This is a genomic window from Hanstruepera neustonica, from assembly GCF_002895005.1.
Taxonomy (GTDB): domain Bacteria; phylum Bacteroidota; class Bacteroidia; order Flavobacteriales; family Flavobacteriaceae; genus Hanstruepera; species Hanstruepera neustonica.
Window position 1 is genome coordinate 37,640 of sequence record NZ_POWF01000004.1, and the last position, 25,211, is coordinate 62,850.

Below are 25,211 nucleotides of genomic sequence, written 5' to 3' on the forward strand. Positions count from 1 at the left end.
TTAAAATGGATTATATTAAGATTGCACAAATTATAGCATTTACTATCGCTTTAATATGTGGTGTTGGCTTTTTTATTGGGAATGTAAAAAAACTCATGCGCAATATAAAATTAGGTCATGATGTGGATGTTAGTGATAATAAATCAGAGCGCTGGCGTAATATGACTATGATTGCCCTGGGACAAAGTAAAATGGTGAAAAGACCTATTGCTGGTTTTTTGCATATTGTAGTATATGTTGGTTTTATTATTATCAACATTGAAGTATTGGAAATCATTATCGATGGGTTGTTTGGAACGCATCGTATTTTTTCTTCAATCGGCAGTCTTTATGGTGTTTTAATAGGTTCGTTTGAAATATTAGCTGTATTGGTATTGGTTTCTGTTATAGTTTTTTGGATTCGACGAAACATCATTAAAATTAAACGTTTTTGGAAGTCGGAAATGACTGCTTGGCCAAAAAATGATGCAAATTACATTCTATACTTTGAAATGGTTTTAATGACCTTATTTTTGGTTATGAACGCTACAGATATCCCGTTTCAAAATATGGATTCAGGCAATGTCATTAGTCAGTTTATAGCACCTTGGTTCAGTAGTTTGCCAGAGTCAACATTGCATATTATTGAACGCTCTGCTTGGTGGTTACATATTTTGGGCATACTGGTATTCTTAAATTATTTATACTATTCCAAGCATTTACATATTCTGTTGGCTTTTCCGAATACGTATTACGGTAGCGTGAAGCCCAAAGGGCAATTTAACAATCTGGAAGCAGTCACCAATGAAGTAAAAATGATGATGGATCCAAACGTAGATCCATTTGCTGCACCTCCCGAAGGAGCTGAAAATGTGGCTCCAGCTAAATTTGGTGCCAGCGATGTGCAAGACCTGAATTGGGTACAATTGTTAAATGCTTACACCTGTACCGAATGTGGACGATGTACCAGTGAGTGTCCAGCTAATTTGACAGGCAAAAAGTTATCACCACGAAAAATCATGATGGATACGCGTGATCGGTTGGAAGAAGTGGGTAAAAATATCGATGCCAATAATGGTGAATTTAAAGATGATGGCAAGCAATTGTTAGATGATTATATATCCAGAGAAGAACTTTGGGCATGTACGTCATGCAATGCTTGTGTTGAGGCTTGTCCAGTAAGTATTGACCCATTGTCCATTATATTGGATATGCGTCGTTATTTAGTAATGGAACAAAGTGCGGCACCAGTAGAATTAAATAATATGATGACCAATATTGAAAACAATGGTGCACCATGGCCTTATAATCAAATGGATAGATTAAACTGGAAAAACGAATAGCATGAGTAACTTTTATGAAAAACCCAAGAAATTGGTTTTTTTGGGACTCTTATTTCTAGTTGTAGGTTTTTTGTTAGTCATTTTGTTTGATTACGAGTCTACACTATTTACTGGTGCTATGACATTTGGCATAGGCTTGTCTCACTTAATGATAGGATTGAATAAGTTATATGTAAAGTAAAGGAGTGTTGAGAATAAGCTTAATCATTTTGTTGTTTTATTTAGGAACTTTAGCGAGTTTCCCTCAAGGATATGCTAAAGACTCATTACAAATAAAAGTATATACTGAAATTGATTATGAAAATAGAGAGGCAAAAGACATCACATTAAAAAAGGTTTTTTGTGATTATTGTTCTGATGCCCAAATAAGTAAAATAGGTTATGCGGCTTTGCTGCGAGCTCATGATGAGCGTTATTTACCCGAGAATATTTTGGTGAATGGTACAAAGAAATTGGCTATCATCATACGAATATCTAAAGAAGATTTTGCAGCAATTACTGATGATGCTGTTAATAATAAAGAGGAAGAATAAGTAGAAAAATAGTTTATGAAAAGAGAGGACGCTGACAAATTATTGCATGAAAAAGTTGAAGCAGGTGAAAAGGTAAGCCCCATTTTACCAAAAGGAGTTAAAAATTATCTAATTGACATTGATGGTACCATTACAGAAGATGTGCCTAATGAAGAACCGGAACGGATGGCAACCTGTGCGCCTTATCCGGATGCTTTGGCCACCTGTAACAAATGGTATGATGAAGGGCATTTGATTTGTTTCTTTACATCACGAACTGAAGATCACAGAGAAGTGACCGAAAATTGGCTCAATAAGCATGGGTTTAAATTTCATAGTTTATTAATGGGAAAACCAAGAGGTGGTAATTATCACTGGATAGATAACCATTTGGTTAAAGCGACTCGTTATAAAGGAAAGTTTACAGATTTAGTTGATAAAAAAGTGACCATTCAAGTTTTTGACGATGGTCAACATGAATAAATATTATGAGTGAACAATTAAAAGTGCCCACAATGGCAGAGTTTATGGCCGAAGGAAAAAAACCGGAAGTCTTATTTTGGGTAGGTTGTGCAGGAAGTTTTGATGATAGAGCAAAAAAAATCACCAAAGCCTTTGTTAATTTATTAAGTAAGGCTAACGTAGAATTTGCAGTTTTAGGAACCGAGGAAAGTTGTACTGGAGATCCCGCCAAACGTGCCGGGAATGAATTTCTATTTCAAATGCAGGCCGTTACAAACATTGAGGTTTTAAACGCTTATGAGGTCACAAAAATTGTAACAACCTGTCCACACTGTTTTAATACGCTTAAGAATGAATATCCTGAATTAGGAGGAAATTACGAAGTATTACACCATACACAATTTTTAAAATCACTTTTAAACGATGGCCGATTAACTATTGAAGGTGGTCAGTTTAAGGGTAAACGTATAACCTTTCATGATCCTTGCTATCTGGGTCGCGCTAATAATGTTTATGAGGCGCCACGGGATTTAATTAAAAAGTTGGATGCCGAATTGGTTGAAATGAAAAGTTGTAAAAGCCGTGGTTTATGTTGCGGGGCAGGTGGCGCACAAATGTTCAAGGAACCAGAAAAAGGGAATCAGGATATTAATGTTGAACGAACAGAGCAAGCTCTTGTAACCAAACCCGAGATTATTGCGGCTGGATGCCCGTTTTGTAACACTATGATGACCGATGGTATCAAGGCAAAAGAAAAAGAGGCTAGTGTTCAGGTTATGGATATAGCTGAATTGATTGCCAATGCCGAGGATTTGTAAATGAAAAAGGAAAAACTGCCATTGAAAACAAGAATTCTATTTAGCTCGCTTACTTTTTTGTGTGTCTTCCTTGGTTTAATGCTTTGGAATTATTTTAAAGAAAGACCTTTTAATTTTCCAGTTTATGCATTTATTGCAGCCGGATCTAGTTTGATGGATTTTTTTTTATTCCGTTATAAAATTACCGATAAGAAATAATGCTAGTTGATTTTAAAAATTTACCCGAAGAATCTCGTGTTTGGATTTACCAAGCCAATCGCTCTTTCACTGAAAGTGAGATTGCTGAAATAGAAAACAAGCTAAATGTTTTTATTGAAAACTGGACAGCTCATGGTAGTGATTTACAATCAGGTTATTTAATTAAATATAAACGGTTTATAGTAATTGGTTTAAATCAAAACTTGAATAAAGCAACAGGTTGTTCTATTGATGCTTCAGTGCATTTTATTCAGCAATTGGAAAAAGAATATCAGGTGGATTTAATGGATAAAATGAATGTATCCTATAAGCAAGGAGATTTTATAGCCTACAAGTCGCTGGCTGATTTTAAACAAATGGCCAAAGACAAAGCCGTATCCAAGAATACCATTGTTTTTAATAATTTAGTTAATAATATTGCTGAATTTAATGAGTATTGGGAGGTTCCTGCAAGTGAGAGTTGGCACGCTCGCTTCATTAAATAAGTCCATTTCCTTCAATCTTTCTTGGATAGTTTTAATCAGTGAAATTGTTAATTACCTTCTTTATAAGTCTATCTTAAAGTTTTGTTGACTCTCTTCAAAATACTGTAATTTGGTATCGTTATTGATAATTATGTAAAAAGCCCTTGATTGTATGCATAGAGTCACATTTCTAGCAATATTTTTTTTAGTATTTAATACGACATTTTCTCAAAATAAAAATCCATTGGAAGCTAAAAACCCTGTTTTACAGCAAAAATGGGTGGATAGTGTTTACAATAGCCTCGATATTGATCAAAAAATTGGTCAGCTCTTTATGGTTAGAGCATTTTCTAATCAAGGCTTGAAGCATGAGAATATTGTCAGTCAGTTGATAATGGACCAATACATAGGTGGTATCATTTATTCTACAGGAGGTCCAGTTGCCCAAGCAAAACTAAACAATAGATTGCAGGCATTATCTAAAACACCATTATTGATTGGAATGGATGCTGAATGGGGATTGAGTATGCGTTTGGATTCTACGTTTGCTTTTCCTTGGAATATGACTTTAGGGGCTATTAAGGATAATAAAATTGTTGAGCAGGTTGGTTATCAAATTGGTGAACATTGTAATCGCATAGGAGTTCATTTTAATTTTGCTCCTGTTGTTGATATCAATACCAATCCTAAAAACCCTATCATAGGTAATCGTTCATTTGGTGAAGACAGAGATAATGTTACTGAAAAAGCTCTGGCTTTTATGAAAGGTATGCAAGATGCTGGTGTTCTGGCAAATGCCAAGCATTTTCCGGGACATGGTGATACCGATAGTGATTCGCATAAAACATTACCTACAATCAATTTTGATGAAAAACGGATTGATTCCATTGAAATTTACCCTTATAAAAAACTCATTGAAAAAGGATTATCCAGTGTCATGGTGGCTCACCTGAATGTGCCAGCGCTTGAATCAGAATCTGGCGTTCCATCATCTTTATCAAAACATATTGTGACTGATATCCTGAAGGATTCACTTGGATTTAAAGGATTAATATATACAGATGCTTTAGAGATGAAAGGTGTAGCAGATTTCAGCGAACCTGGAGATATTGATTTAGCAGCTTTTCTCGCTGGTAATGATGTGATGTTGATTTCTGAAGATGTTCCTAAAGCTATATCAAAAATGCGAGAGGCTTATGACTCTGGTGTGATTACCGAAGAGCGATTGGCACATTCGGTTAAAAAAATTCTTCAAGCAAAGTATAAGGTTGGATTGAATAATTTCAAACCTATTGAAGTTGAAAACCTAGTTAATGAATTAAACAGGCCAAAAGATGTCATTTTGAATGAAGTGGCTTTTGAAAATGCCATAACGGTTGTTAAAAATAAGTCCAATTTATTACCAATCAGGAATTTAAAAGAAAAGAAGGTAGCTTATGTGCAATTGGGTGATGACTCCGGTTCTACATTTTTCAATGAACTTAAAAAATACACTAAAGTCCATGAGGTTAAAGCCGATAATTTGGATGAACTCATTGAAAAACTTAAAGCTTATAATACAGTAGTTGTGGGATTCCATCGGTCTAATGACCACCCTTGGAAAGATTATAAATTCACTGATCAGGAGTTAGTTTGGCTCTATGAAATTGCTAGAACCAATACCGTAATTTTAGATGTGTTTGTCAAGCCTTATGCCTTATTGGATATAGCCACTTTTGAAAATATTGAAGGATTGGTGGTGAGCTATCAAAATAGTGAAACGGCCCAACAAAAATCGGCGCAAATAATTTTTGGTGCCGCTGAAGCTAAAGGTCAATTGCCAGTTTCCATAGGAACTTTTTATAATGAAGGTCATGGAATTGATTATAATTCTATGGCTCTATTGAGTTATTCGATTCCTGAACGTGTCGGTATGAGTTCTGAAAAATTAGCTAAAATAGATTCGGTGGCGCAATTGGCTGTAGATAAAGAAATGACACCTGGTATTCAGTTGTTGGTTGCCAGAAAAGGAAAAGTGATTTATAATAAGAATTTTGGGCATCATACATATGATAAAGATTCTGAATCGGTTACCTTTAGTGATATTTATGATGTGGCTTCGCTAACTAAAATTATTGCAACACTTCCTTTACTCATGGAAATGGAAGAGCAAGGTATTGTGACTTTAGATTCCAAATTATCTGAATTACTGCCGGAATATGCCAATTCTAACAAGAAGGATGTCACGCTCAAAAGGATGCTATCGCATTATGCACGTTTAAAGCCATGGATTCCGTTCTATTACGCCACTTTGGATTCTGTCACAAAACGACCAGATTCGAAATACTATAGCAATGAATTTAGCAGTAATTTCAGTGTTAAGGTTGCGAACAATTTATACATGCGTAAAGATTATCAAGATACCATACAAGGAATTATAAAAGATTCTGATTTGTTAAGTAAGTTGCGTTATCGTTATAGTGATTTGCCATATTACATTCTAAAGAAATTTATTGAGAAGCATTACGACAAACCTTTGGATGAATTGGTTCAAGAGCATTTTTATCAATCTTTGGGAGCAAATTATACAACATACAATCCTTACAACAAGTTTAGTAATAAATCCATTGTACCTACGGAAATAGATGATTATTATCGCTATCAAGAAATAAAAGGATATGTTCATGATATGGGAGCGGCAATGCAGGGAGGTGTAGGAGGTCATGCTGGCATTTTTAGTAATGCCAATGATGTTGCCAAAATCATGCAATTGTTTTTACAAAAGGGATATTATGGCGGTAAGCGCTATTTTAAACCAGAAACACTCGATAAGTTTAACACCTGTTATTTTTGTGAAGACGATAATAGACGAGGAGTTGGGTTTGACAAACCCCAATTGGGTGAATCGGGTCCTACCTGTGGCTGTATTTCCATGACAAGCTTTGGTCATTCTGGTTTCACAGGTACTTACGCTTGGGCAGATCCTGAAGAGGAAATTGTATATGTTTTTTTAGCGAATAGAACATATCCAGTTGCAGGATCTAATACATTATTAAAAGAAAACATCAGAACAGAGATTCAGCGTTTGATCTATGAATCAATAGAAGACTAATTATGAAAATAGGAATTGTTTGTTATCCAACGTTTGGAGGAAGTGGAGTTGTAGCAACAGAATTGGGTATTGAATTATCAAATAGAGGACATGAGGTTCACTTCATAACCTACAAGCAACCCGTTAGGTTGGAATTATTGGGTAGCCATGTTCATTTTCATGAAGTCAATGTTCCGGAATATCCACTGTTTCACTATCAGCCCTATGAATTGGCATTGTCCAGTAAGTTGGTAGACATGGTGAAGTTGCATAAAATAGAAATACTTCATGTGCATTATGCTATACCTCATGCTTATGCTGCCTACATGGCGAAGAAAATGCTACAAGAATCGGGAATTTACATACCAATTGTTACCACGTTACATGGAACCGATATAACACTTGTGGGAAGCCATCCTTTTTATAAAACAGCCGTTGAGTTCAGTATTAATAAATCTGATGCGGTAACATCTGTTTCTGAAAGCTTGAAGCAGGACACCTTGCGTTTATTCGATATTAAAAACACGATTCATGTAGTCACTAATTTTATTGATTTATCAAAACATCAAAACGGGTTTACAGATTGTCAACGAACCATGATGGCAAATGATAATGAGCGTATTGTTACTCATATCAGTAATTTTAGACCTGTTAAGCGCGTTCAAGATGTAATCAAAGTATTTTACAACATTCAAAAGGGAATCCCAGCTAGATTGATGATGGTTGGTGAAGGACCTGAAAAAGAATCAGCTGAACAACTATGTCATGATTTAGGTATTGAAGACCAGGTTGTATTTTTAGGCAATAGCAATGAGATTGATCGTATTCTGCGCTTTTCCGATTTATTTATTTTACCGTCTGAAACGGAAAGTTTTGGTCTAGCGGCTTTGGAGGCCATGGCTTCAGGTGTCCCTGTGATTTCAAGTGACACTGGAGGAATACCAGAAGTGAACATTCATGGTGTTTCAGGATTTTTAAGCCATGTTGGTGATATTGAAGACATGAGTAAAAATGCCATATCCATTTTGAAAGATGCCCCAACTTTGATGAATTTTAAAAAACAAGCTCAAATTCAAGCACAAAAATTTGATATTCATAAAATTGTGCCGCAATATGAGGTTATTTATGAGAATACCCTTTCTAATTGTATGGAGTTAAGATAGAAAAGTATCTCTCTTTATTTCAAAGACTACATTGTTCGGGTTGTGTTTATCTAACTTATCAATATTCTGATTATAGCTGTTCTTTTTCAAAAGATTGATAGAACTTATGTTTTCTTTGTGTGTGTAGGCCTCAATAATTAAAAACTGCAATACATTAAAACCAAATTCCATGACCATATTAACTGCCTCATTCATAAATCCTTGATTTTGAAAATCAGGATGTAATTCATAACCAATTTCAGCCGTTTTTTTGTCTTTTGAAAAATTCCATAGGCAAATGGTACCAATTATTTTTTTGTAATTCTTTTCTTGAATACACCAATAGTAAGCCTTATCGCTTTTAATATTTGTTCTGATTGCGTCGATAAAGGGTATAATGTCCTCTTTTGCCTTTGGTTTTTCTCTTTGAATGAATTTATTAACCAAATGGTTAGACCTTATTAAAAATAAGTCTTCAGTATATAACCGTGAAGGCTTAATTAAATTTAATCTACTGCTATATAGTTCTTGGTATCTCATTCTAGGTAAATCTAATAAAAAAACCACCTAAAATAGGTGGTTTTAAATTTTCAATTTGTTTTTCTAAAATTGGTATCTAACACCCAGACCAACATCAATATCTAAATCATTATTGTCGTAAATATCATCTCCAAATCCAAGTTCTGGTCTTAAATCCAATGATAATAATAATGGAAAATCAAAACTGTATTCAATTCCAACCGTTCCTGTTAGAATCGGAAAGGCATCTCGTTTATCCTCATAGTAGTAGGCGTTTTGACCGGGAACATATCTTTCATATTCATGCTTAAATGCAGCAAAACCAACTCCTGGTCCGGCATACCAATTAAACCCACCATCAATGTTCCACACCCATTGATAGAGTCCAATAAGTTTTATACCATCATAATTCTTTCCATCACGCCATCCAAAGTCAAATTCTAATCGATTATTTTCAAAAATAGCTCTTTGATAAGAAACTTCTGCTCCAAAGCCTCTACTATCACCCAATCGGAGACCTATAGCGTTTTTTGAAATTTCTTGTGCGTTACTGAATGTAACCGTTGCCATACATGTTAATGCGAATAAAATGAGTTTTTTCATAAATGTTTAAGTTTTTTAGTTTCAGTTTTATATACGTTAAAAATATGATGATGGATTAAATCCTCGAATTATGATTCAAAAATAACGCCAAAAATAACGTTGTGTTGAATTTCTTTTTAGTTTTATATCATATCAAAGTTTCCTATGGTAGGTAATAGTGAATTAGCAAGATTAAAGTCACAATTAAATGGTGATTTGTTTTATGATGATTTGATGAAATCGTTATATGCTACGGATGCATCTGTATACAGAATGCTTCCAACAGCTGTTGCCTTACCAAAAAATGAGGATGATATTAAAGCTTTAATAACATTTGCCAAGAATAATCAAACCTCACTTATACCACGAACAGCAGGAACGTCATTGGCTGGACAATGTGTTGGTAATGGTATTGTTGTGGATGTCTCAAAGTATTTCAACAAGATTTTAAAACTCAATCAAAAAGAACGTACAATAATTGTGCAACCGGGTGTTATCAGAGACGAACTAAACAATTATCTGAAGCCTTATGGTTTGTTCTTTGGACCCAACACCTCAACTTCTAACCGCTGCATGATTGGTGGGATGGTTGGTAACAATTCATCAGGAACAACTTCCATTAAGTTCGGTGTTACACGTGATAAAGTTTTGGCTTTAAAAACGTTATTGAGTGATGGTAGTGAGGTTGTGTTTTCTGAAATCAACAAAACTACTTTTTTTGAAAAATGCCAATTGGATTCTTTGGAAGGTAAAATATATCAGGGAATTTATGAAGAGTTTTCCTCTGATGGTGTTGCTGAAGAAATAATCAATCAATTCCCGAAACCAGAAATTCATAGGAGGAATACTGGTTACGCTATTGATACTTTGCTGGACGCACATATTTTTAGTGAATCATTAAAGCCCTTTAATATGGGCAAACTATTATCCGGAAGTGAAGGTACTTTGGCATTTACAACCGAGATTACGCTTAAACTTGATGTATTGCCTCCAAGTGAAACGATCATGTTGGTGGCTCATTTTAGTAGCATAAAAAGTTGTCTAGAAGCTGTTGAAACGGTTATGAAGCATGATCTCTACAGCTGTGAAATGCTCGATAAAACCATTTTGGATTTAACCAAACACAACAAAAAGCAAGAAGAAAATAGGCAGTTCATTAAAGGTGATCCTGAAGCTATCCTGATGTGTGAAATTAGGGCAACTACTTTAGAGAAAGCTAAAAATCAAGTGGCCAATTTAGTTTCGTCATTATTAGCTTCACAGTTAAGTTATCATAATGGTATTTTGTTGGGTGAGGATATCGATAAGGCGATAGAATTGCGAAAAGCTGGTTTAGGCTTGTTAGGCAATTTGATTGGAGATAATAAAACGGCAGCCTGTATTGAGGATACTGCTGTTGCTTTATCAGACTTATCCAGTTACATTAGTGAGTTCACCCAATTAATGGATCGTTATAATCAAAAAGCGGTTTACTATGCTCATGCTGGAGCAGGAGAGTTGCACCTGCGTCCAATTCTAAACCTGAAAAAGGCGCATGATGTGGCGTTGTTCAGAGAAATCACAACGGATGTAGCACATTTGGTTAAAAAATTTCAAGGTTCTATGAGTGGTGAGCATGGTGATGGAATTGTTCGTTCAGAATTTATTCCAATGATGATCGGTGAACGCAACTATCAAATATTAGCACGAATAAAGAACATTTTTGATCCTGATAATATATTCAATCCCGGAAAGATAGTTAATGCCTTGCCTATGGATAAATCGTTGCGATATGAGCCAGAAAGGAATGAACCAGAAATAGAGACTTTAATGGATTTTTCGGAGTCGTTGGGCATATTACGGCATGCGGAAAAGTGTAATGGTTCTGGTGATTGCAGGAAACTACCAGAGTTTGGTGGCACAATGTGTCCCAGTTATCGTGCTACACGCAATGAGAAAGATACCACTAGAGCAAGGGCTAATGCTTTACGGGAGTTTTTAACACAATCTGAAAAATCCAATAGATTTAATCACACAGAGTTGAAAGAGGTGTTCGATTTGTGTTTGAGTTGTAAGGCCTGTTCTAGTGAATGCCCAAGTAGTGTGGATGTGGCTAGCTTGAAAGCCGAATTTCAGTATCAATTTCAAAAAGTAAATGGTATTCCATTCCGAACAAAATTATTTGCTTATAACAATAAGTTAAATGGTATTGGAAGTAAGTTTCCAAACGCTGTAAATTTTATATTTTCAAATAATTTTACTGCATCTATTTTAAAGAAAGTTTCAGGGATTCATGAGAAAAGAAGTCTGCCATTGATTTCATATAAAAGTTTAGATAAACTACACAAAGATGTTGAATATCATATAAATAAAAAATATACAAAAGAAATATTTTTATTTAATGACGAGTTTACCAATTATTTGGATACCTCAATCGGAATCAAGGTTGTTAAGCTACTGAAAACTTTAAATTATAAAGTCAATATTGTTAATAATCAAGAATCTGGCAGGGCATTTATATCTAAAGGATTATTGGAACAAGCAAACAAATGTGCCAACCTCAATGTGGAAATTTTTAAGGATAGAATATCAAAAGAGAGCCCTCTAATTGGTGTTGAGCCTTCTGCTGTTTTGACATTCAAGGACGAATATTTAAGATTGGCTGACGATAAAGAATCTGCCAAGCAAATAGCGAGAAATACATTTTTAATTGAGGAATTTATACAACAGGAAATTGTACTTGGCAATATTTCTTCGGAACAATTTACTTTGGAACATAAGACCATAAAGTTTCATGGTCATTGTCATCAAAAAGCCTTGAGCAATCAATTTTCGAGCTTTTCGGTGCTAAATCTTCCTAAAAACTATAAGGTAACCATCATTCCCAGTGGGTGCTGTGGAATGGCCGGAAGTTTCGGTTATGAAAAAGAACATTACGACATTAGTATGCAAATAGGGGAACAGACGTTGTTTCCAGCAGTTAGAAATGCTCCTTTAGATACCATAATAGCGGCTAATGGCACAAGCTGTAGGCATCAAATAAAAGATGGGACGCAACGCCAAGCATTACATCCCATCGAAATTCTTTATGATGCGTTGTTAAAATAACTATTCGATAGTTACCATATAATCGGTCAACTCCTGAACATTTGTTGCCGATCCTGAAGTAGGAAACGGAATCTCAACGCCAATTGTATTTAACAAGTCAATGGTTGATTGGTTTATTTGATAAGTTATTGTGGTTTCAGATTTCACCAAACCAACATTTTCAACAAAATAATTTGTTGAAACAGAAACATCTTGACTGCTTATTATGGGAAGATTAATGTTTTGCGTGCCAAAAGTAACAATTGTTGATATGTCTAAATTAATTTTGAAATTAGCTTTTGAAACTGATGAGTAACTTTCACCATTTACAGTTATTGAACTATCATTGTTTTCTTGATTACTGGAAATAATATAATTTATTGTTATTGGTACAATATCGCCTCCTAAATCTACATCTTGAACGATAGTGCCAGAGTTACTTGATAACAGGCTATTATTTGATGCATTTAAGTCGTAAAGTATAATATCAGTGAAATCAATATTAGAGGTTTCAAATCCAGGAAATGGTATGGCTATTGAACCATCTAATAAGAGCGTTGATTCTGTACGCTCCAAAGTTCCATTCACCAAAATGGCATTCATGGTTCCATTGGCAATATCATTGGTGTTAACACCTAGATCGTAAGTAGATCCTAGTTGTGTGTCAACAAAAAGAAAATCTGCGGAATCTGAATTGTTATTAGAGTCGTTGTTGTCTCTATAGGCTACATCATAGTTCCAATAATCATCTTCGGTTAATGGAAAATAGTTGCCAGTATTATCTGAAGGTGGATTAGTTATTATGGGAATTGTTCCTCCATCATCAGATGAACAAGATAGAGCAAAAGTTAAAATTGCCAATATTGGAACAAATTGTTTTATTTTTTTCATTGCTGTTTTAAGTTTTAGTTCTATCAAAAATAATAATTTTTGATAGAGACAAAACAAATAACGATAAAACATTATTAATTATATCACTTTCTTATCAACAATGGTAATAGCTGCAATCAAATCGGTCATTTCCATTTCCTTGATATCTTCATCGGCGTAAAATGGTGATAATTTATCATGCTGATAGTTGTAGATTTTCCAGCGTTTAAATTGATATTCTAAAGCTGTAAAATTTTCAACCCAATCGCCAGAATTTAGGTAGGTTGTCTCTCCTTGTTTACTTTTCTTAAGAAGCATTTTGGGTTGATGGATATGGCCACAAACTACATAGTCATAACCGTTTTGAATAGCTAAATCAGAAGCCACTTCTTCAAAATCACTAATATACTTGATGGCCCCTTTAACACTGTTTTTGATGCGTTTAGATAAAGAGTATTTTTCACGTCCGAAGCGCTCCAAGCACCAGTTAACCATGCGATTGATTACAATTAATAAATCATAGCCATATCCACCAAGTTTGGCCAGCCATTTGGCATTTTGAATGGATGCATCAAATACATCGCCATGAAAAAACCAGGCTTTTTTTCCATCAAGGTTTAAAACCAATTTGTCCACAATAGAAATATTTCCCATAGCTGTGCCACTGAACTTACGAAGCGTATCGTCGTGGTTGCCTGTTATGTAGATAACCTCAACACCATCAGAAGCCATATCAATAATCTTTTTGATGACTTTTAGGTGTGATTTAGGGAAATACCGTTTGCTAAACTGCCAAATATCAATTATATCGCCGTTTAAAATGAGTTTTTTTGGACTGATACTGTTTAGATAGGTTAGGAGCTGTTTGGCTTGACATCCGTAAGTGCCCAAATGGACATCGGAAATAACTGAAATTTCAATTTTTCTTTTATGCTTCAATACAATACAATTATATATTGCAAATAACTAGCTTTAAGATTATGTAAATATTATCTCATAATTAATTGTTTGTGAGTTATTTGTTACTAAATTGTTAGGTAAGGTGAAAATCAATTTTTGTTTCTGTAATAATACATTTACATTAGCAAGACTAATAAAAGCTTTTAATATTGATACTATGGCTGGTAATAGCTTTGGCAAAATTTTTAAACTGACGACCTTCGGTGAATCCCATGGACAGGCTATAGGCGGTATTATTGATGGCTGTCCTTCTGGTTTGGAGTTAGATCTAAAAGCTATTCAGAGTGAGCTGGATAGGAGAAAACCAGGTCAATCTAAAATTGTAACCCAACGAAAAGAGTCCGATTCTGTTGAATTTCTGTCTGGACTATTTGAAGGTAAGACAACGGGTACTCCCATTGGGTTTTTGATTATGAACACCAATCAAAATTCAAAGGACTATTCACATATTAAAGATGTTTATCGACCCAGTCATGCCGACTATACATATGAGAAAAAGTATGGTGTCAGAGACTACAGAGGAGGTGGTCGAAGTTCGGCTCGGGAAACAGCCTGTCGCGTGGTTGCAGGAGCTATAGCCAAACAATTAATCAATTCGATAGAAATTCATGCGTTCACATCTTCAGTGGGTGATATCTTTTTGGAAAAGCCCTATCAATCTTTGGATTTTTCTAAAACAGAAACTAACGCTGTTCGCTGTCCAGATCCAGAGGTTGCCAATAAGATGATAGAAAAAATCCAGTCTATTAAAAAAGATGGCAATACCATTGGGGGAACGGTTACCTGTATATTAAAGAATGTGCCTGTTGGTTTAGGCGAACCGGTTTTTGATAAACTACATGCCGATTTGGGCAAGGCCATGTTATCCATTAATGCCGTCAAAGGATTTGAATATGGTAGTGGTTTTTGTGGAGCTAGAATGACAGGAAAAGAGCATAATGACCTTTTTAATGAGGATGGTAGTACGAAGACCAATTTATCAGGCGGTATTCAAGGCGGTATTAGTAATGGCATGGATATTTATTTTAGAGTGGCATTTAAGCCTGTGGCGACTATTATTCAAAAACAGGAAACTTTAGATAAAGCAGGCAACATTGTCGAAATGCAAGGTAAGGGTCGACATGATCCATGCGTTGTACCTAGAGCCGTACCTATTGTAGAAGCTATGGCCGCTTTAGTTTTAGCCGATTTTTACCTAATTAATAAAATTTATAATTAATTCTGAAAACAGAATAACGTCTATGAAAAAATTAGCATTACATTGGAAAATAATTATAGGAATGGTTTTGGGTGTCATCTTTGGATTCTTAATGAATTCCATTGACGGAGGTAAAGGCTTTGTATCTGATTGGATTGCACCATTTGGCACCATATTCATTAATTTGCTGAAACTCATTGCGGTACCATTAATTCTGGCTTCATTGATAAAGGGTATTTCAGATTTGAAGGATATTTCTAAAATTAAATCCATGGGATTGCGGACCATCATTATATATGTATGTACAACTTTGGTGGCAATTGTCATTGGTCTATCTATTGTCAATCTGGTAAAACCTGGAGCAGGTATGTCTCAAGACACCATTGAGAAAATTAAAATGCGTTATGAAAACGATGCTGGTGTGGCTGATAAGTTAGCGAAAGCCAACGCTCAAAATGATGCTGGACCTTTGCAGGCCTTGGTTGATATTTTTCCGAGTAACGTCTTTACAGCTTTGGGAGAAGCCCAAATGCTTCAAGTCATATTTTTTGCCTTATTTGTAGGGATCTGCTTGTTGTTGATTTCTGAAAAGGATGCTAAGCCATTAGTGAAATTCTTTAACTCATTGAATGAAGTCGTTATGAAAATGGTGGATTTAATCATGCTTTTCGCGCCTTATGCTGTTTTTGCCCTTATGGCCAACGTCATTATTGCTTTTGATGATACTGAAATTTTATTAAAGCTTGTTAACTATGCACTGTGTGTTATTGTCGGTTTGGCTATCATGATTGGATTTTACATGCTTTTAATTAGTTTATATGTAAAAAAATCGCCGTTTTGGTTTTTGAAGGAAATATCACCAGCACAATTATTGGCATTTTCTACTAGTTCCAGTGCCGCAACTTTACCAGTTACCATGGAACGTGTTGAAGAGCATATTGGCGTAGATAAGGAAGTGTCTGGATTTGTATTGCCAGTAGGAGCGACTGTCAATATGGATGGTACGAGTTTGTATCAAGGCATAGCTGCTGTCTTTATTATGCAGGTAATCTGGCCAGAGGGTTTAACATTTACAAATCAATTAGTCATTATAGCAACGGCATTATTAGCATCCATTGGTAGTGCTGCTGTTCCAAGCGCAGGAATGGTCATGCTAGTGATTGTTTTGGAATCTATTGGGTTTCCTGCAGAATTGTTGCCCATTGGGTTAGCATTAATATTTGCAGTAGATAGACCTTTAGATATGTGTCGAACAGTGGTAAATGTTACGGGTGATGCAACAGTTTCAACAATGGTTGCGAAATCTTTGGATAAACTACATGATCCTAAACCAAAAAATTGGGATGACAATTATGATAAAGTTAAATAAATACTTAATTTAAACTTTATTAAACAACCCGAAAAACTGAACCAATGAATGTATGTTTTTTAATGTATCCTTGGGAGAAAATAGACCCTGAAAACGATACGAGTTTAGCTTTGATAAAGGAATGTGTAAAACGTAAACATGGTGTTGCTATTTGCTCACCAGCTAATTTAACGATTAGGAATAGTGTTACCAATGCTTTCTGTACTGTTATTGGTAGAATGGAAAAAGTTCCTAATTCATTGCGAGTTTTCTACAAAAGGGCCGAACTTCGAGAAGAAATGCTGCCACTAGCAGGATTCGATGCTATTTTCTTCAGAGCTAACCCACCTTTGGATCCATTAATGTTGAATTTCCTGGATTCGGTTAAAGACGATGTGTTTATCATAAATTCCTTGGAAGGCATGCGTGAGGCTAACAATAAACTGTATACGGCTGCTTTTGGAGATGCGCATAGTAATATCATTCCAAATACCCATGTGTCTAAAAACAAGAATTACCTGATAAGGCAAATAAAAGAATCTAAAGCAGATAAAATGATACTCAAGCCACTTAATGGTTTTGGTGGATCAGGAGTTATCTTAATAGAGAAATCTGCTATGAGTAATATTAATTCGCTATTGGATTTTTATATCAATACTAGTGATGGTCAATCCAATTATGTTATTCTTCAGGATTATATAGAAGGTGCTGATCAAGGTGACGTTAGAATTCTCATGCTAAATGGTGAGCCTGTTGGCGCCATGAGGCGTGTTCCGGGTTCTGATGATCATCGTTCCAATGTTTCAGCTGGAGGATCGGTTCAAAAGCATACTTTGACTAAAGCGGAAAAAGCCTTATGTAAACAGATTGGTCCTAAATTGGTAAAAGACGGTTTGTATTTCGTGGGTATAGATGTTATTGGAGGTAAATTAGTAGAGGTCAATGTGATGTCTCCAGGAGGTATAACTTACATCAATAAAGTTTATAAGAATAAGTTTAAGGTTGAAGAAAAAGTTATTGACTTTTTAGAAAGCAAGGTATTGGACAACCTTGAAGCCTTTAATAGACGTTCACGCTTGAGAAAAACAGTGGAAGAAGCTTAAATACTTGGTTTAATATGGTTATAACAAAGTTCCATAAGCCTATAGTTTCTGTCGAATGGCTCCATAATAATATTCAAGCTACTAATCTTATAATATTAGATGCCAGTATTCCAAAAGTGACTGCTGATAATGATGCTGGAAATACATTTTGTATCCCTAATGCTCGATTTTTTGATTTAAAAAATAAATTTAGTGATACCAATGCACCCTTTCCAAATACCTTCCCATTGGAATCTCAATTTGAGAAAGAAGCGCAAAACCTAGGGATTAATAAGGATAGTTTTATTGTTGTGTATGATGACAAGGGGATATATTCCAGTCCTAGAGCATGGTGGATGTTTAAAGCCTTTGGATTCTCCAATGTAGCTGTATTGGATGGTGGGCTGCCTTTGTGGATTGAGGCTTATTATCCACTAGAGCGGAAAACGAGTTACAATGGTCCTAAAGGCAATTTTGAAGCCCAGTTGCAGTCGGGTTTTATGAAGTTTTTTGATGATGTGGCATTAATTTCAGAATCGGGCTCTCATATCATTATAGATGCTCGTTCTGAAGTTCGATTTAAGGGCCTTGAGTCAGAGCCTAGAAAGGGTTTGCGTAGTGGAAACATTCCAAATTCAATTAACATTCCCTATACTGAATTGCTGAATGGCCACAAATTCAAGTCAACTTCTGAAATTGAGGAGTTATTTAAAGAAAAAATCACGGATTCAAAGCCTATCACATTTTCATGTGGTTCAGGGATTACAGCCTGTGTTCTGGCAATTGGAGCCGAATTGGTAAATTATAAAAATCTTTCTGTTTATGACGGTTCATGGACAGAATGGGGTTCACTAACTGACAGTTAAAATGGTTATGGAAAAATTATCTTTAGAATCCATTATTGAAAATATTCAAAATGAGAAATGTTTTCATGCTGTAGTGAATGATTATTCTTTTACTATTAAAATTGATAGTTATGTGCATTATGTATGTGGTGCTGTGCACGATGGGCATCAGTTTAGAAAGGAACTATGGGAAAATTGTTTGCATACAGAACATGACCGATGGTATGAAGAAGATCCTGAAACCAAAAACATGATCCAATCTCACCCAATTGTTATTGCAGGTTGTGACTCCAGATTTGAATATGATTTAAATCGAATACCCGAAGAGGCTGTTTTTGAAACAGCTTGGGGAAAACAACTATGGAAAAAACCATTGGAAGAAAATATGAAATTAAAGAGTATTCAAAAACACTCGAATTTCTATGAGGTTGTTTATGCTTTAATTTCAAAGATTGAAGAAAAGTTTGGTGGTTGTATTGTTTATGATATCCATAGTTATAATTGGCAACGATGGGAACGGGAAGTGCCAACTTGGAATTTAGGTACCAGTAACATAGATAATGATCGTTTTGGCGCGACGGTGGAGGCCTGGCGGCAATCATTATCAGAAATCGTTTTTCCCAATGGTATTGTTTCTAAATCTAAAGTTAATGACACGTTTCAGGGCAATGGTTATTTCTTGAAATATATTACGAATAACTTTAAAAATACATTAGTTTTGGCAACTGAAATCGCAAAAGTTTACTGCGATGAGTATAACCAAATCATATATCCTGAAGTTGTTTCAGCAGTTGAAAAGGAACTCCGAATACGATTGCCAGAACATGCTTCTTTATTTTATAACAATCATATTGCTAAATGATTTCTGATAAGCTTATTGAAAAACATCAACATCTTTTTGATATAGACGCTAACCTTAATAGGTTGGTAAAAAAAATTGAACTATTAAACTATATCAACCCTTTAAATATTGAAAGCGAGAAAAAGCAATTCTTTGCTTCAAAGTATCAGTACGAACCGCAATTCAAATATCCAAAGATTAAGTTCAATGGCTACAAGCTTCATAGATTATTCTTTTCCCAACGTTTGGAGCGTATAGAAAATGATATAATCAGAAAGCTATATGAAGATGTTATTTATGAATATTCTGGTTTAATTGAATGTATAGAGACTATCAATCTGGGTAGAAAATTCTATTTCAACAGTCTTAAAAGCTTTGGAACACCCACTGAACGGGATATTGAAAATGCCAAATTTATCTTACGATTTGATGATGGTGATTTTGATGAAGACATGCTGCCTATGTATACTGTTGAAGAAGCAAAAGCATTCTTTGAGGATTATTCCAAACGGTATGATTTTGAATACAATCTGAAATTTTCAACTAATATTTCAGCGGCAGCTATGGTCCAAAATAATTCACAGACTTTATTGCTGCGCAAAAATCATAAGTTTAGCTTAAACCAACTTAAAGTTTTGACCAATCATGAAATAGGCGTTCATATGGTGACAACTTTTAATGCTATCAATCAACCATTGAAAATCTTTTCAAATGGATTTCCAAATAATGTTGAAACTCAAGAAGGCTTGGCTGTTTATTCGGAATATATGTCTGGTTGTTTAACCATTGAGCGCTTAAAAGAATTAGCGTATCGTGTCATTGCTGTAGATACTTTGAATAAAGGATATAATTTTTCGGATACATTTGATTTACTTTACAATCAATACAAACTCAACAGAAATAAGGCATTTACGATTACGCTTCGTGTACATAGAGGTGGTGGTTTTACTAAAGATCATTTATACCTGTCAGGCATTAACAAGGTATATAAATATGCTAAAGAAGATGGTGATTTAGATATATTGTTAACTGGTAAAGTGTCGCTTGAGTACAAGGATAGTATTCTTGAATTACAAAAACTTGGCCTGGCTCACACTTCGAAGTATTATACCGATTCCTATTTAACAAATGACAACTCAAATAAGAATTTGGATTTTATTTTGAAAAGTCTGAAATAAAAACCTCAAAGCAGATATTTTGTCTGATAGCTAAAGCTAAAACTAATTCTGAGGGTAGACTAATGCACAGAAATAAGAACTTGATTCATTCCTGATTAACGGAAACCAGGGTCAAATTAACCAATCTACTTTAAGGTTTTCTAACCTGAAGATATTTTAAAACCTCATGTTTTAAAAGCACCAATGAGTGAATGGTGTTTTTGAATGAGAAAGAAGGACTTCTGAAGGTGTTTTAGGTAACTTGTTTTAAATGAAATAATTAGCATTTCATAGATGATTTTTGCAAAAAATAAATTCTAAACAATTAATTCTACCATTTCATCGAGAAATTAACTGCTTTTTGCAATGTATTTGTAAATTTAATATCAAAATAAGAGTGCTAAAAGCCTAAATATCAGCACTATTTTTTGTTTGTTTAATTTTTTTGGTTAGTTAAGTTATGAAAAAGGTCTTGAGATTATCAAGACCTTTTTCTATTGCTATAACTTTACACTTATTACTTTCTCAATGCATCAGTAATCTTTTTGGTATACTCTGCAGCATTCTTTTGAACGTCTTTAGGATCTTCTATTTGAGAAGTTACTACAACAGCCAATTGTTTACCGTCCTCCTGACTTAAATCATAAGCAACGGTTTCTAATATATACGTTTTAACCGTATAGGTTGTAGACGACATGGGTACATAACTACCATAAGTAGAATAAGAAAATGGATGGTAATAATAACCATAAAAGCCTCCGTAATAAGATGGGTAATAAGAAGGCATGTAAGTAGCACCTGCATAATAACCACCATCTTCCGTAGTTCTCGTGCTTTCTTGATAATCTTTAATGACAGTTAGTACAATGCCATTATAACCCTCGTTATCTAAAAAATCTCGAAAGTTCTTTTTTTGTTCTTCGGTTAATTCCTTATCCGGATTTAAGTTAGGCAATTCTCTAAAGCTTTCTGTGGCTTTCATACCAATATCGCGCATTTGATTAGAAATCTCTTGCTCAAAAGCAATACGTGCTTGTTTATTATCTGTTCTGGCGATTACTAAAAAATTGTTGTCTTTTATTTCACTCACAGAATCGGATTTCCAAGATGTTAAAACTTTGACATTAGAACAACTCGAAAGTGTTACTACTGCTAATAAGATAGTAAAGAATTTTAGTGTTTGTTTCATTATGAATTTATATGATTAATAGTTATTAAAATGTGTAACCTAGAGCTATTCCATATCTAAATGAAAAAGCTGAAAATTTTGATTGCGACTCTACGTTTGAGAATCTAAAATCACCATTTATGAAATCTAAAATACTATATTCTTCTAGTGCATCATTGAGGTTTTCATAGAATTCGTCAGGTAAGTCTGCTTTGTTTTTTATCTTAAAATTATAATTACCAGCTCCTGGTCCTGCAATTATAAAATCTATATTAAAGCGTTTCGTGATTGGTAATTTATAACCAATCATAAATCCAGTAGAAGAGATATTTAATTTTGCATCAAACTCAATTTGATAAGGGGTATTATCGGATGCAGTATATCTTCCTTTTAAGTCAGAATTGTATTGAGAATATTTAAAATACAGGCCAATATAAAACCCATTTAAATTGTTGCTTGAGGTGTTTTTTAGGTAATATCTTATTTCTGGAATAATTTGAAATCCAGTATAGAATATATCGTTTGTTTTAATATTTCCGCCAAAAGGGCCATAATAATCAATACCAGAAAATCTGACTAAACCTTCTTTTCCTTTATACCCGAAGGCTAAAGCAGCCGAGAAATTTTTCCAAACATAGCGTTCATAAGATAATTGATATACACCGTTTACAAGTTGTAACGCCTCAAATGAAATCTCGTTTTTTACTATACGTTTATTGCTTTTTTCAGCTTCTAATTCTTGGGCGAATATTGTGTTGGTAATTAATGAGAAAAATAGGGCAAGACAGAATATTTTTTTCATAATTAAAGTTTTTTTGATTGGAGGTCTAAAATTACAAATATAATTGATGCTAATTCAAAAATTTTGATTTTAAATTTGGTGTTGGAATCATGCAAGCATCTTTTCTTCCAAACCATTTATACCTATTTTTTGCAATCACATCATACACCCAATTTCTAATGAATGTTGGAACAATAAAAAATAAACCAATCAAATTTCTGGGAAACCCTAATTTTAAACCAATTTTAAGTGCAGCTGTTGACTTAAAATCAAGTCCATGTCCTTCTGAATATAAGATAATTGAGTCGGTTTTAGACGTGTCAATATTATAATGGTTAATTAATTTTTGTCCAGTTTCACTTTGAAGGGGAGCAAACAAAAACAGGTTTTTTTTATCGTGTTTGATAACGTATTGTATTGATGAATTGCACAAATTGCAAACACCGTCAAAAAGAATTAATTTTTTTTCTTTTGGTATCAAGGATAACATATTTAATACGTTAGTTTATGGTTTTTTCATGGATTCGACTAATTCTAATTGGTCTATCGATACATTAGTCGTAAAGATACCATAATTCACAACAGCCTTGTTTTTTTCAATTTTGTCAATACTGCCAATGGCTCTTCCATCCTCTAATCTAACACGATCACCTATTTTTAAAATGGGTTTTGGTTTGGCAGGTTTTAACGCTTCCTTTTTCTTGGCCTCCTTTTTCTTCTTTCTGATAACCGCCATTTTTTTATCAGCTTCATTTTTTACCTGTTGCTCTTTAACTTTGAGGGCTTTTTGTTGTTTGATAGAAACTTTTTTACGTTTAGAATTTTCAATCTGAACAAGCTTAAATAGTTCGTGCATCAATTCGCGCTTTTGTTTATTATTGAAATAACTTTCAGCCAAATCATTTACTTTTTGTCCTAAATAAATTAAGCGTTGGTTGCTATCGTATAATTCTTGATAGCTTTCCAATTTCTTTTGGATTTTGTTGTTTATTTCCTCCAGTTTTTCTGCCTCGCTTTGTTTTTTACGCTCATTGAGTTTTAAGGATTGCTCTGTTTTTTCAAGTTTTGAACGCTCTTTCTGTAATTTTGCAATCGTTCTATCAAATCGCACTTTGCCACGTTCAATTTTCTTTTTTGCCCGATTAATTAAACCATAGGGAATGCCATTTTTTTGAGCGACTTCAAATGTGAACGAGCTACCTGCCTGTCCCAAAGCCAGTTTGAATATGGGCTCTAGTGTTTTTTCATCAAACATCATGTTGGCATTTTGCATATAGGGTAGTTCGTTTGCCAGAATTTTTAAATTGGAATAATGCGTTGTAATAATACCAAATGCTTCTCTGTGGTAAAATTCTTCTAAAAAAGTTTCAGCTAAAGCACCGCCTAATTCTGGATCACTACCAGTTCCAAATTCATCAATTAAAAACAAGGTGTTCTTATTGCATTTTTTTAGGAAATAATTCATTTGTTTTAAACGATAGCTATACGTACTCAAATGATTTTCAATGGATTGATTATCTCCAATATCTGTGATGATACGGTCAAATAAGAATAACTTACTGCGTTCATGTACTGGAACCAATAATCCTGATTGTAACATGATTTGAAGAAGACCTACCGTTTTTAGAGTAATACTTTTACCTCCAGCATTGGGGCCCGATATGACAATAATCCGATTATTTTGATCAAGCTCTACAGTTTGTGGAAAGGTTTTTTCCTTCTTTTTTTTATTGTTTACATATAAAATAGGGTGGAAAGCCTCCCTCAAAAACAAATGACGCTCATTGGTTATTTCAGGTAGAATAGCATTTATGGACTTGGCGTATTTGGCTTTTGCTGAAATAACGTCCATGTCTGTTAAGAAAGCCTGGTAGTTAGACAATAGAGGTTTGTATGGACGTATAAAATCTGTAAGTTCTTTAAGGATTCGAATGACTTCTTCATTTTCTTCATACTCCAAATTGTTCAATTCCCTAGTTTGTTGCAAGGTAGTTTCAGGTTCTATATAAACAATACTGCCCGTTTTGCTACCTCCCATAATAGCACCTTTAACTTTACGTCTATACATGGCTTTGACAGCCAAAACGCGTTTGTTGTCAACAACCGTCTCACGAATATCATCCAGATATTCCAAATTGTGATAAGTGTTTAATGCTGTCGCAAAGCTTTGGTTTATTTTACCTTTAAGTTTATTTATTTGTTGCCTCAAATCAGCTAATAAGGGCGATGCATTATCTTTTAAATCACCAAATCGGTCAATGATGCTATCTATTTGTTCAATAATAGCTTTTGTGAGTTCAATATTTGAATAAAAACCATAAAGGCTTGGATAATATTCCTGAAACTTTTTCAGAAAGATGAGAATGTCATTAGTTGTGATAGATATAGAGGCTATCTTTTTTAAGGCATGTGTTTCTAAAAATGAATTCTCAATACCTAAAAGCTTCAGTTCATTGGTAATCGGCTCAAAACCATGATTAGGTATGCGATTTTCGTTGTAAAATGAAGCTAGGTATTCGTTGGTTAAATTCAGAGCCAGTTTGGTTTCCTCAATATTTTTTAAGGGCGTTATTTGCTGTGCTTTTTCATTTCCCAATGCCGTAACACAGTATTCGCTTACCTGTTCTAAAACGGTTGTAAATTCTAAATCTTGAAGTGTTTTATTGTGAATATTTACCATAGCAATCCATTTCCAATGCGCAAAAGCATTTTAAATGTGATACAAATTTAAGGATTAGTTTAATAGAATTACTAAAGTATTAATTGGAAACTTTTTATTGTGTAGATTTGGAGTGAGTGTAAAATC

23 protein-coding genes are annotated in these 25,211 nt (G+C 34.4%); 15 read left to right on the plus strand and 8 right to left on the minus strand.

The annotated features are described in order from the left end of the window. The first annotated feature begins 5 nt into the window (after window positions 1–5). The 8 genes from C1T31_RS08295 to bshA all read left to right on the plus strand — a co-directional run bounded on the left by C1T31_RS08295 (window position 6) and on the right by bshA (window position 8,009). Window positions 6–1,322, plus strand: a complete 1,317-nt coding sequence (locus C1T31_RS08295) for a (Fe-S)-binding protein (RefSeq protein ID WP_103052028.1) — start codon at window positions 6–8, stop codon at window positions 1,320–1,322. A gap of 1 nt (window position 1,323) precedes the next feature. Continuing rightward, window positions 1,324–1,503 carry a hypothetical protein gene (locus C1T31_RS13995; protein ID WP_123912645.1) on the plus strand — a complete coding sequence of 60 codons (180 nt, stop codon included), beginning with the start codon at window positions 1,324–1,326 and terminating at the stop codon, window positions 1,501–1,503. Window positions 1,504–1,510: 7 nt separating this feature from the next. Next, window positions 1,511–1,855 carry a hypothetical protein gene (locus tag C1T31_RS08300; protein ID WP_243398912.1) on the plus strand — a complete coding sequence of 115 codons (345 nt, stop codon included), beginning with the start codon at window positions 1,511–1,513 and terminating at the stop codon, window positions 1,853–1,855. A gap of 15 nt (window positions 1,856–1,870) precedes the next feature. Beyond that, a complete protein-coding gene (locus C1T31_RS08305; RefSeq protein WP_103052029.1) occupies window positions 1,871–2,317 on the plus strand; it encodes an LNS2 domain-containing protein in 447 nt (148 codons plus the stop codon). Window positions 2,318–2,322: 5 nt separating this feature from the next. After that, window positions 2,323–3,114, plus strand: a complete 792-nt coding sequence (locus C1T31_RS08310) for a (Fe-S)-binding protein (protein WP_103052030.1) — start codon at window positions 2,323–2,325, stop codon at window positions 3,112–3,114. 197 nt (window positions 3,115–3,311) lie between these two features. After that, entirely contained in the window at window positions 3,312–3,797 is a 486-nt protein-coding gene (locus C1T31_RS08320) for an ABC transporter ATPase (RefSeq protein WP_103052032.1), read from the plus strand. 151 nt (window positions 3,798–3,948) lie between these two features. Further along, window positions 3,949–6,867 carry a glycoside hydrolase family 3 N-terminal domain-containing protein gene (locus tag C1T31_RS08325; RefSeq protein WP_103052033.1) on the plus strand — a complete coding sequence of 973 codons (2,919 nt, stop codon included), beginning with the start codon at window positions 3,949–3,951 and terminating at the stop codon, window positions 6,865–6,867. Between the two features lie 2 nt (window positions 6,868–6,869). Beyond that, a complete protein-coding gene (bshA, locus tag C1T31_RS08330; protein WP_103052034.1) occupies window positions 6,870–8,009 on the plus strand; it encodes an N-acetyl-alpha-D-glucosaminyl L-malate synthase BshA in 1,140 nt (379 codons plus the stop codon). Here the strand turns inward: bshA and C1T31_RS08335 are convergent. Both C1T31_RS08335 and C1T31_RS08340 read right to left on the minus strand, forming a co-directional pair. Continuing rightward, entirely contained in the window at window positions 8,001–8,528 is a 528-nt protein-coding gene (locus C1T31_RS08335; RefSeq protein ID WP_103052035.1) for a GNAT family N-acetyltransferase, read from the minus strand. The two genes, bshA and C1T31_RS08335, sit on opposite strands and share 9 nt — an antisense overlap. Window positions 8,529–8,591: 63 nt before the next feature. Beyond that, window positions 8,592–9,110: a hypothetical protein gene (locus tag C1T31_RS08340; RefSeq protein ID WP_103052036.1), complete on the minus strand. Its 519-nt coding sequence runs from the start codon at window positions 9,108–9,110 to the stop codon at window positions 8,592–8,594. Between the two features lie 144 nt (window positions 9,111–9,254). Between C1T31_RS08340 and C1T31_RS08345 the strand changes: the two genes are divergently transcribed. Further along, the gene (locus tag C1T31_RS08345) at window positions 9,255–12,176 is read left to right on the plus strand and encodes an FAD-binding and (Fe-S)-binding domain-containing protein (protein ID WP_103052037.1); all 2,922 of its coding nucleotides are present in this window, start codon (window positions 9,255–9,257) and stop codon (window positions 12,174–12,176) included. On the opposite strand, the gene C1T31_RS08350 is transcribed toward C1T31_RS08345, so the two are convergent. Beyond that, window positions 12,177–13,046 (minus strand): hypothetical protein, encoded by an 870-nt coding sequence (locus tag C1T31_RS08350; protein ID WP_103052038.1) that lies wholly within the window; start codon window positions 13,044–13,046, stop codon window positions 12,177–12,179. It abuts the gene before it with no gap. A gap of 78 nt (window positions 13,047–13,124) precedes the next feature. Continuing rightward, window positions 13,125–13,964, minus strand: a complete 840-nt coding sequence (locus C1T31_RS08355) for a UDP-2,3-diacylglucosamine diphosphatase (RefSeq protein WP_103052039.1) — start codon at window positions 13,962–13,964, stop codon at window positions 13,125–13,127. A 178-nt stretch (window positions 13,965–14,142) separates the two neighbouring features. Between C1T31_RS08355 and aroC the strand changes: the two genes are divergently transcribed. The 6 genes from aroC to C1T31_RS08385 are packed head-to-tail and all read left to right on the plus strand — an operon-like array spanning window position 14,143 to window position 20,477. Beyond that, the gene (gene aroC, locus C1T31_RS08360) at window positions 14,143–15,204 is read left to right on the plus strand and encodes a chorismate synthase (protein WP_103052201.1); all 1,062 of its coding nucleotides are present in this window, start codon (window positions 14,143–14,145) and stop codon (window positions 15,202–15,204) included. Window positions 15,205–15,226: 22 nt separating this feature from the next. Then, on the plus strand, window positions 15,227–16,552 hold the full coding sequence (locus tag C1T31_RS08365; protein WP_103052040.1) for a dicarboxylate/amino acid:cation symporter: 1,326 nt from the start codon (window positions 15,227–15,229) through the stop codon (window positions 16,550–16,552). 44 nt (window positions 16,553–16,596) lie between these two features. Continuing rightward, window positions 16,597–17,634, plus strand: coding sequence for a glutathione synthase (gene gshB, locus C1T31_RS08370; protein ID WP_103052041.1), 1,038 nt, complete (start codon window positions 16,597–16,599; stop codon window positions 17,632–17,634). A gap of 14 nt (window positions 17,635–17,648) precedes the next feature. Further along, a complete protein-coding gene (locus C1T31_RS08375; protein WP_103052042.1) occupies window positions 17,649–18,479 on the plus strand; it encodes a sulfurtransferase in 831 nt (276 codons plus the stop codon). A 7-nt stretch (window positions 18,480–18,486) separates the two neighbouring features. Continuing rightward, window positions 18,487–19,320 (plus strand): N-formylglutamate amidohydrolase, encoded by an 834-nt coding sequence (locus C1T31_RS08380; protein ID WP_103052202.1) that lies wholly within the window; start codon window positions 18,487–18,489, stop codon window positions 19,318–19,320. Further along, entirely contained in the window at window positions 19,317–20,477 is a 1,161-nt protein-coding gene (locus tag C1T31_RS08385) for a flavohemoglobin expression-modulating QEGLA motif protein (protein ID WP_103052043.1), read from the plus strand. Before C1T31_RS08380 ends, C1T31_RS08385 begins: the two co-directional genes overlap by 4 nt. Before the next feature lie 496 nt (window positions 20,478–20,973). Here C1T31_RS08385 and C1T31_RS08390 read toward each other — a convergent pair whose 3' ends face one another. From C1T31_RS08390 to C1T31_RS08405, 4 genes are read right to left on the minus strand one after another with little or no spacing between them, the layout of a single operon-like run. Next, the gene (locus tag C1T31_RS08390) at window positions 20,974–21,645 is read right to left on the minus strand and encodes a hypothetical protein (RefSeq protein WP_103052044.1); all 672 of its coding nucleotides are present in this window, start codon (window positions 21,643–21,645) and stop codon (window positions 20,974–20,976) included. A 25-nt stretch (window positions 21,646–21,670) separates the two neighbouring features. Further along, window positions 21,671–22,426 carry a DUF3575 domain-containing protein gene (locus C1T31_RS08395; protein ID WP_103052045.1) on the minus strand — a complete coding sequence of 252 codons (756 nt, stop codon included), beginning with the start codon at window positions 22,424–22,426 and terminating at the stop codon, window positions 21,671–21,673. A gap of 49 nt (window positions 22,427–22,475) precedes the next feature. Continuing rightward, window positions 22,476–22,895 (minus strand): thiol-disulfide oxidoreductase DCC family protein, encoded by a 420-nt coding sequence (locus C1T31_RS08400; protein WP_103052046.1) that lies wholly within the window; start codon window positions 22,893–22,895, stop codon window positions 22,476–22,478. A gap of 15 nt (window positions 22,896–22,910) precedes the next feature. After that, entirely contained in the window at window positions 22,911–25,085 is a 2,175-nt protein-coding gene (locus C1T31_RS08405; protein WP_103052047.1) for an endonuclease MutS2, read from the minus strand. Window positions 25,086–25,211: the final 126 nt, after the last annotated feature.

Bases quoted from the DNA above. Each gene is read 5' to 3' on its own strand.
- C1T31_RS08295 (WP_103052028.1), top strand. From the start codon at position 6: ATGGATTATATTAAGATTGCACAAATTATAGCATTTACTATCGCTTTA.
- C1T31_RS13995 (WP_123912645.1), top strand. From the start codon at position 1,324: ATGAGTAACTTTTATGAAAAACCCAAGAAATTGGTTTTTTTGGGACTC.
- C1T31_RS08305 (WP_103052029.1), top strand. From the start codon at position 1,871: ATGAAAAGAGAGGACGCTGACAAATTATTGCATGAAAAAGTTGAAGCA.
- C1T31_RS08310 (WP_103052030.1), top strand. From the start codon at position 2,323: ATGAGTGAACAATTAAAAGTGCCCACAATGGCAGAGTTTATGGCCGAA.
- C1T31_RS08320 (WP_103052032.1), top strand. From the start codon at position 3,312: ATGCTAGTTGATTTTAAAAATTTACCCGAAGAATCTCGTGTTTGGATT.
- C1T31_RS08325 (WP_103052033.1), top strand. From the start codon at position 3,949: ATGCATAGAGTCACATTTCTAGCAATATTTTTTTTAGTATTTAATACG.
- bshA (WP_103052034.1), top strand. From the start codon at position 6,870: ATGAAAATAGGAATTGTTTGTTATCCAACGTTTGGAGGAAGTGGAGTT.
- C1T31_RS08335 (WP_103052035.1), bottom strand. From the start codon at position 8,528: ATGAGATACCAAGAACTATATAGCAGTAGATTAAATTTAATTAAGCCT.
- C1T31_RS08340 (WP_103052036.1), bottom strand. From the start codon at position 9,110: ATGAAAAAACTCATTTTATTCGCATTAACATGTATGGCAACGGTTACA.
- C1T31_RS08345 (WP_103052037.1), top strand. From the start codon at position 9,255: ATGGTAGGTAATAGTGAATTAGCAAGATTAAAGTCACAATTAAATGGT.
- C1T31_RS08350 (WP_103052038.1), bottom strand. From the start codon at position 13,046: ATGAAAAAAATAAAACAATTTGTTCCAATATTGGCAATTTTAACTTTT.
- aroC (WP_103052201.1), top strand. From the start codon at position 14,143: ATGGCTGGTAATAGCTTTGGCAAAATTTTTAAACTGACGACCTTCGGT.
- C1T31_RS08365 (WP_103052040.1), top strand. From the start codon at position 15,227: ATGAAAAAATTAGCATTACATTGGAAAATAATTATAGGAATGGTTTTG.
- gshB (WP_103052041.1), top strand. From the start codon at position 16,597: ATGAATGTATGTTTTTTAATGTATCCTTGGGAGAAAATAGACCCTGAA.
- C1T31_RS08375 (WP_103052042.1), top strand. From the start codon at position 17,649: ATGGTTATAACAAAGTTCCATAAGCCTATAGTTTCTGTCGAATGGCTC.
- C1T31_RS08380 (WP_103052202.1), top strand. From the start codon at position 18,487: ATGGAAAAATTATCTTTAGAATCCATTATTGAAAATATTCAAAATGAG.
- C1T31_RS08385 (WP_103052043.1), top strand. From the start codon at position 19,317: ATGATTTCTGATAAGCTTATTGAAAAACATCAACATCTTTTTGATATA.
- C1T31_RS08390 (WP_103052044.1), bottom strand. From the start codon at position 21,645: ATGAAACAAACACTAAAATTCTTTACTATCTTATTAGCAGTAGTAACA.
- C1T31_RS08395 (WP_103052045.1), bottom strand. From the start codon at position 22,426: ATGAAAAAAATATTCTGTCTTGCCCTATTTTTCTCATTAATTACCAAC.
- C1T31_RS08400 (WP_103052046.1), bottom strand. From the start codon at position 22,895: ATGTTATCCTTGATACCAAAAGAAAAAAAATTAATTCTTTTTGACGGT.
- C1T31_RS08405 (WP_103052047.1), bottom strand. From the start codon at position 25,085: ATGGTAAATATTCACAATAAAACACTTCAAGATTTAGAATTTACAACC.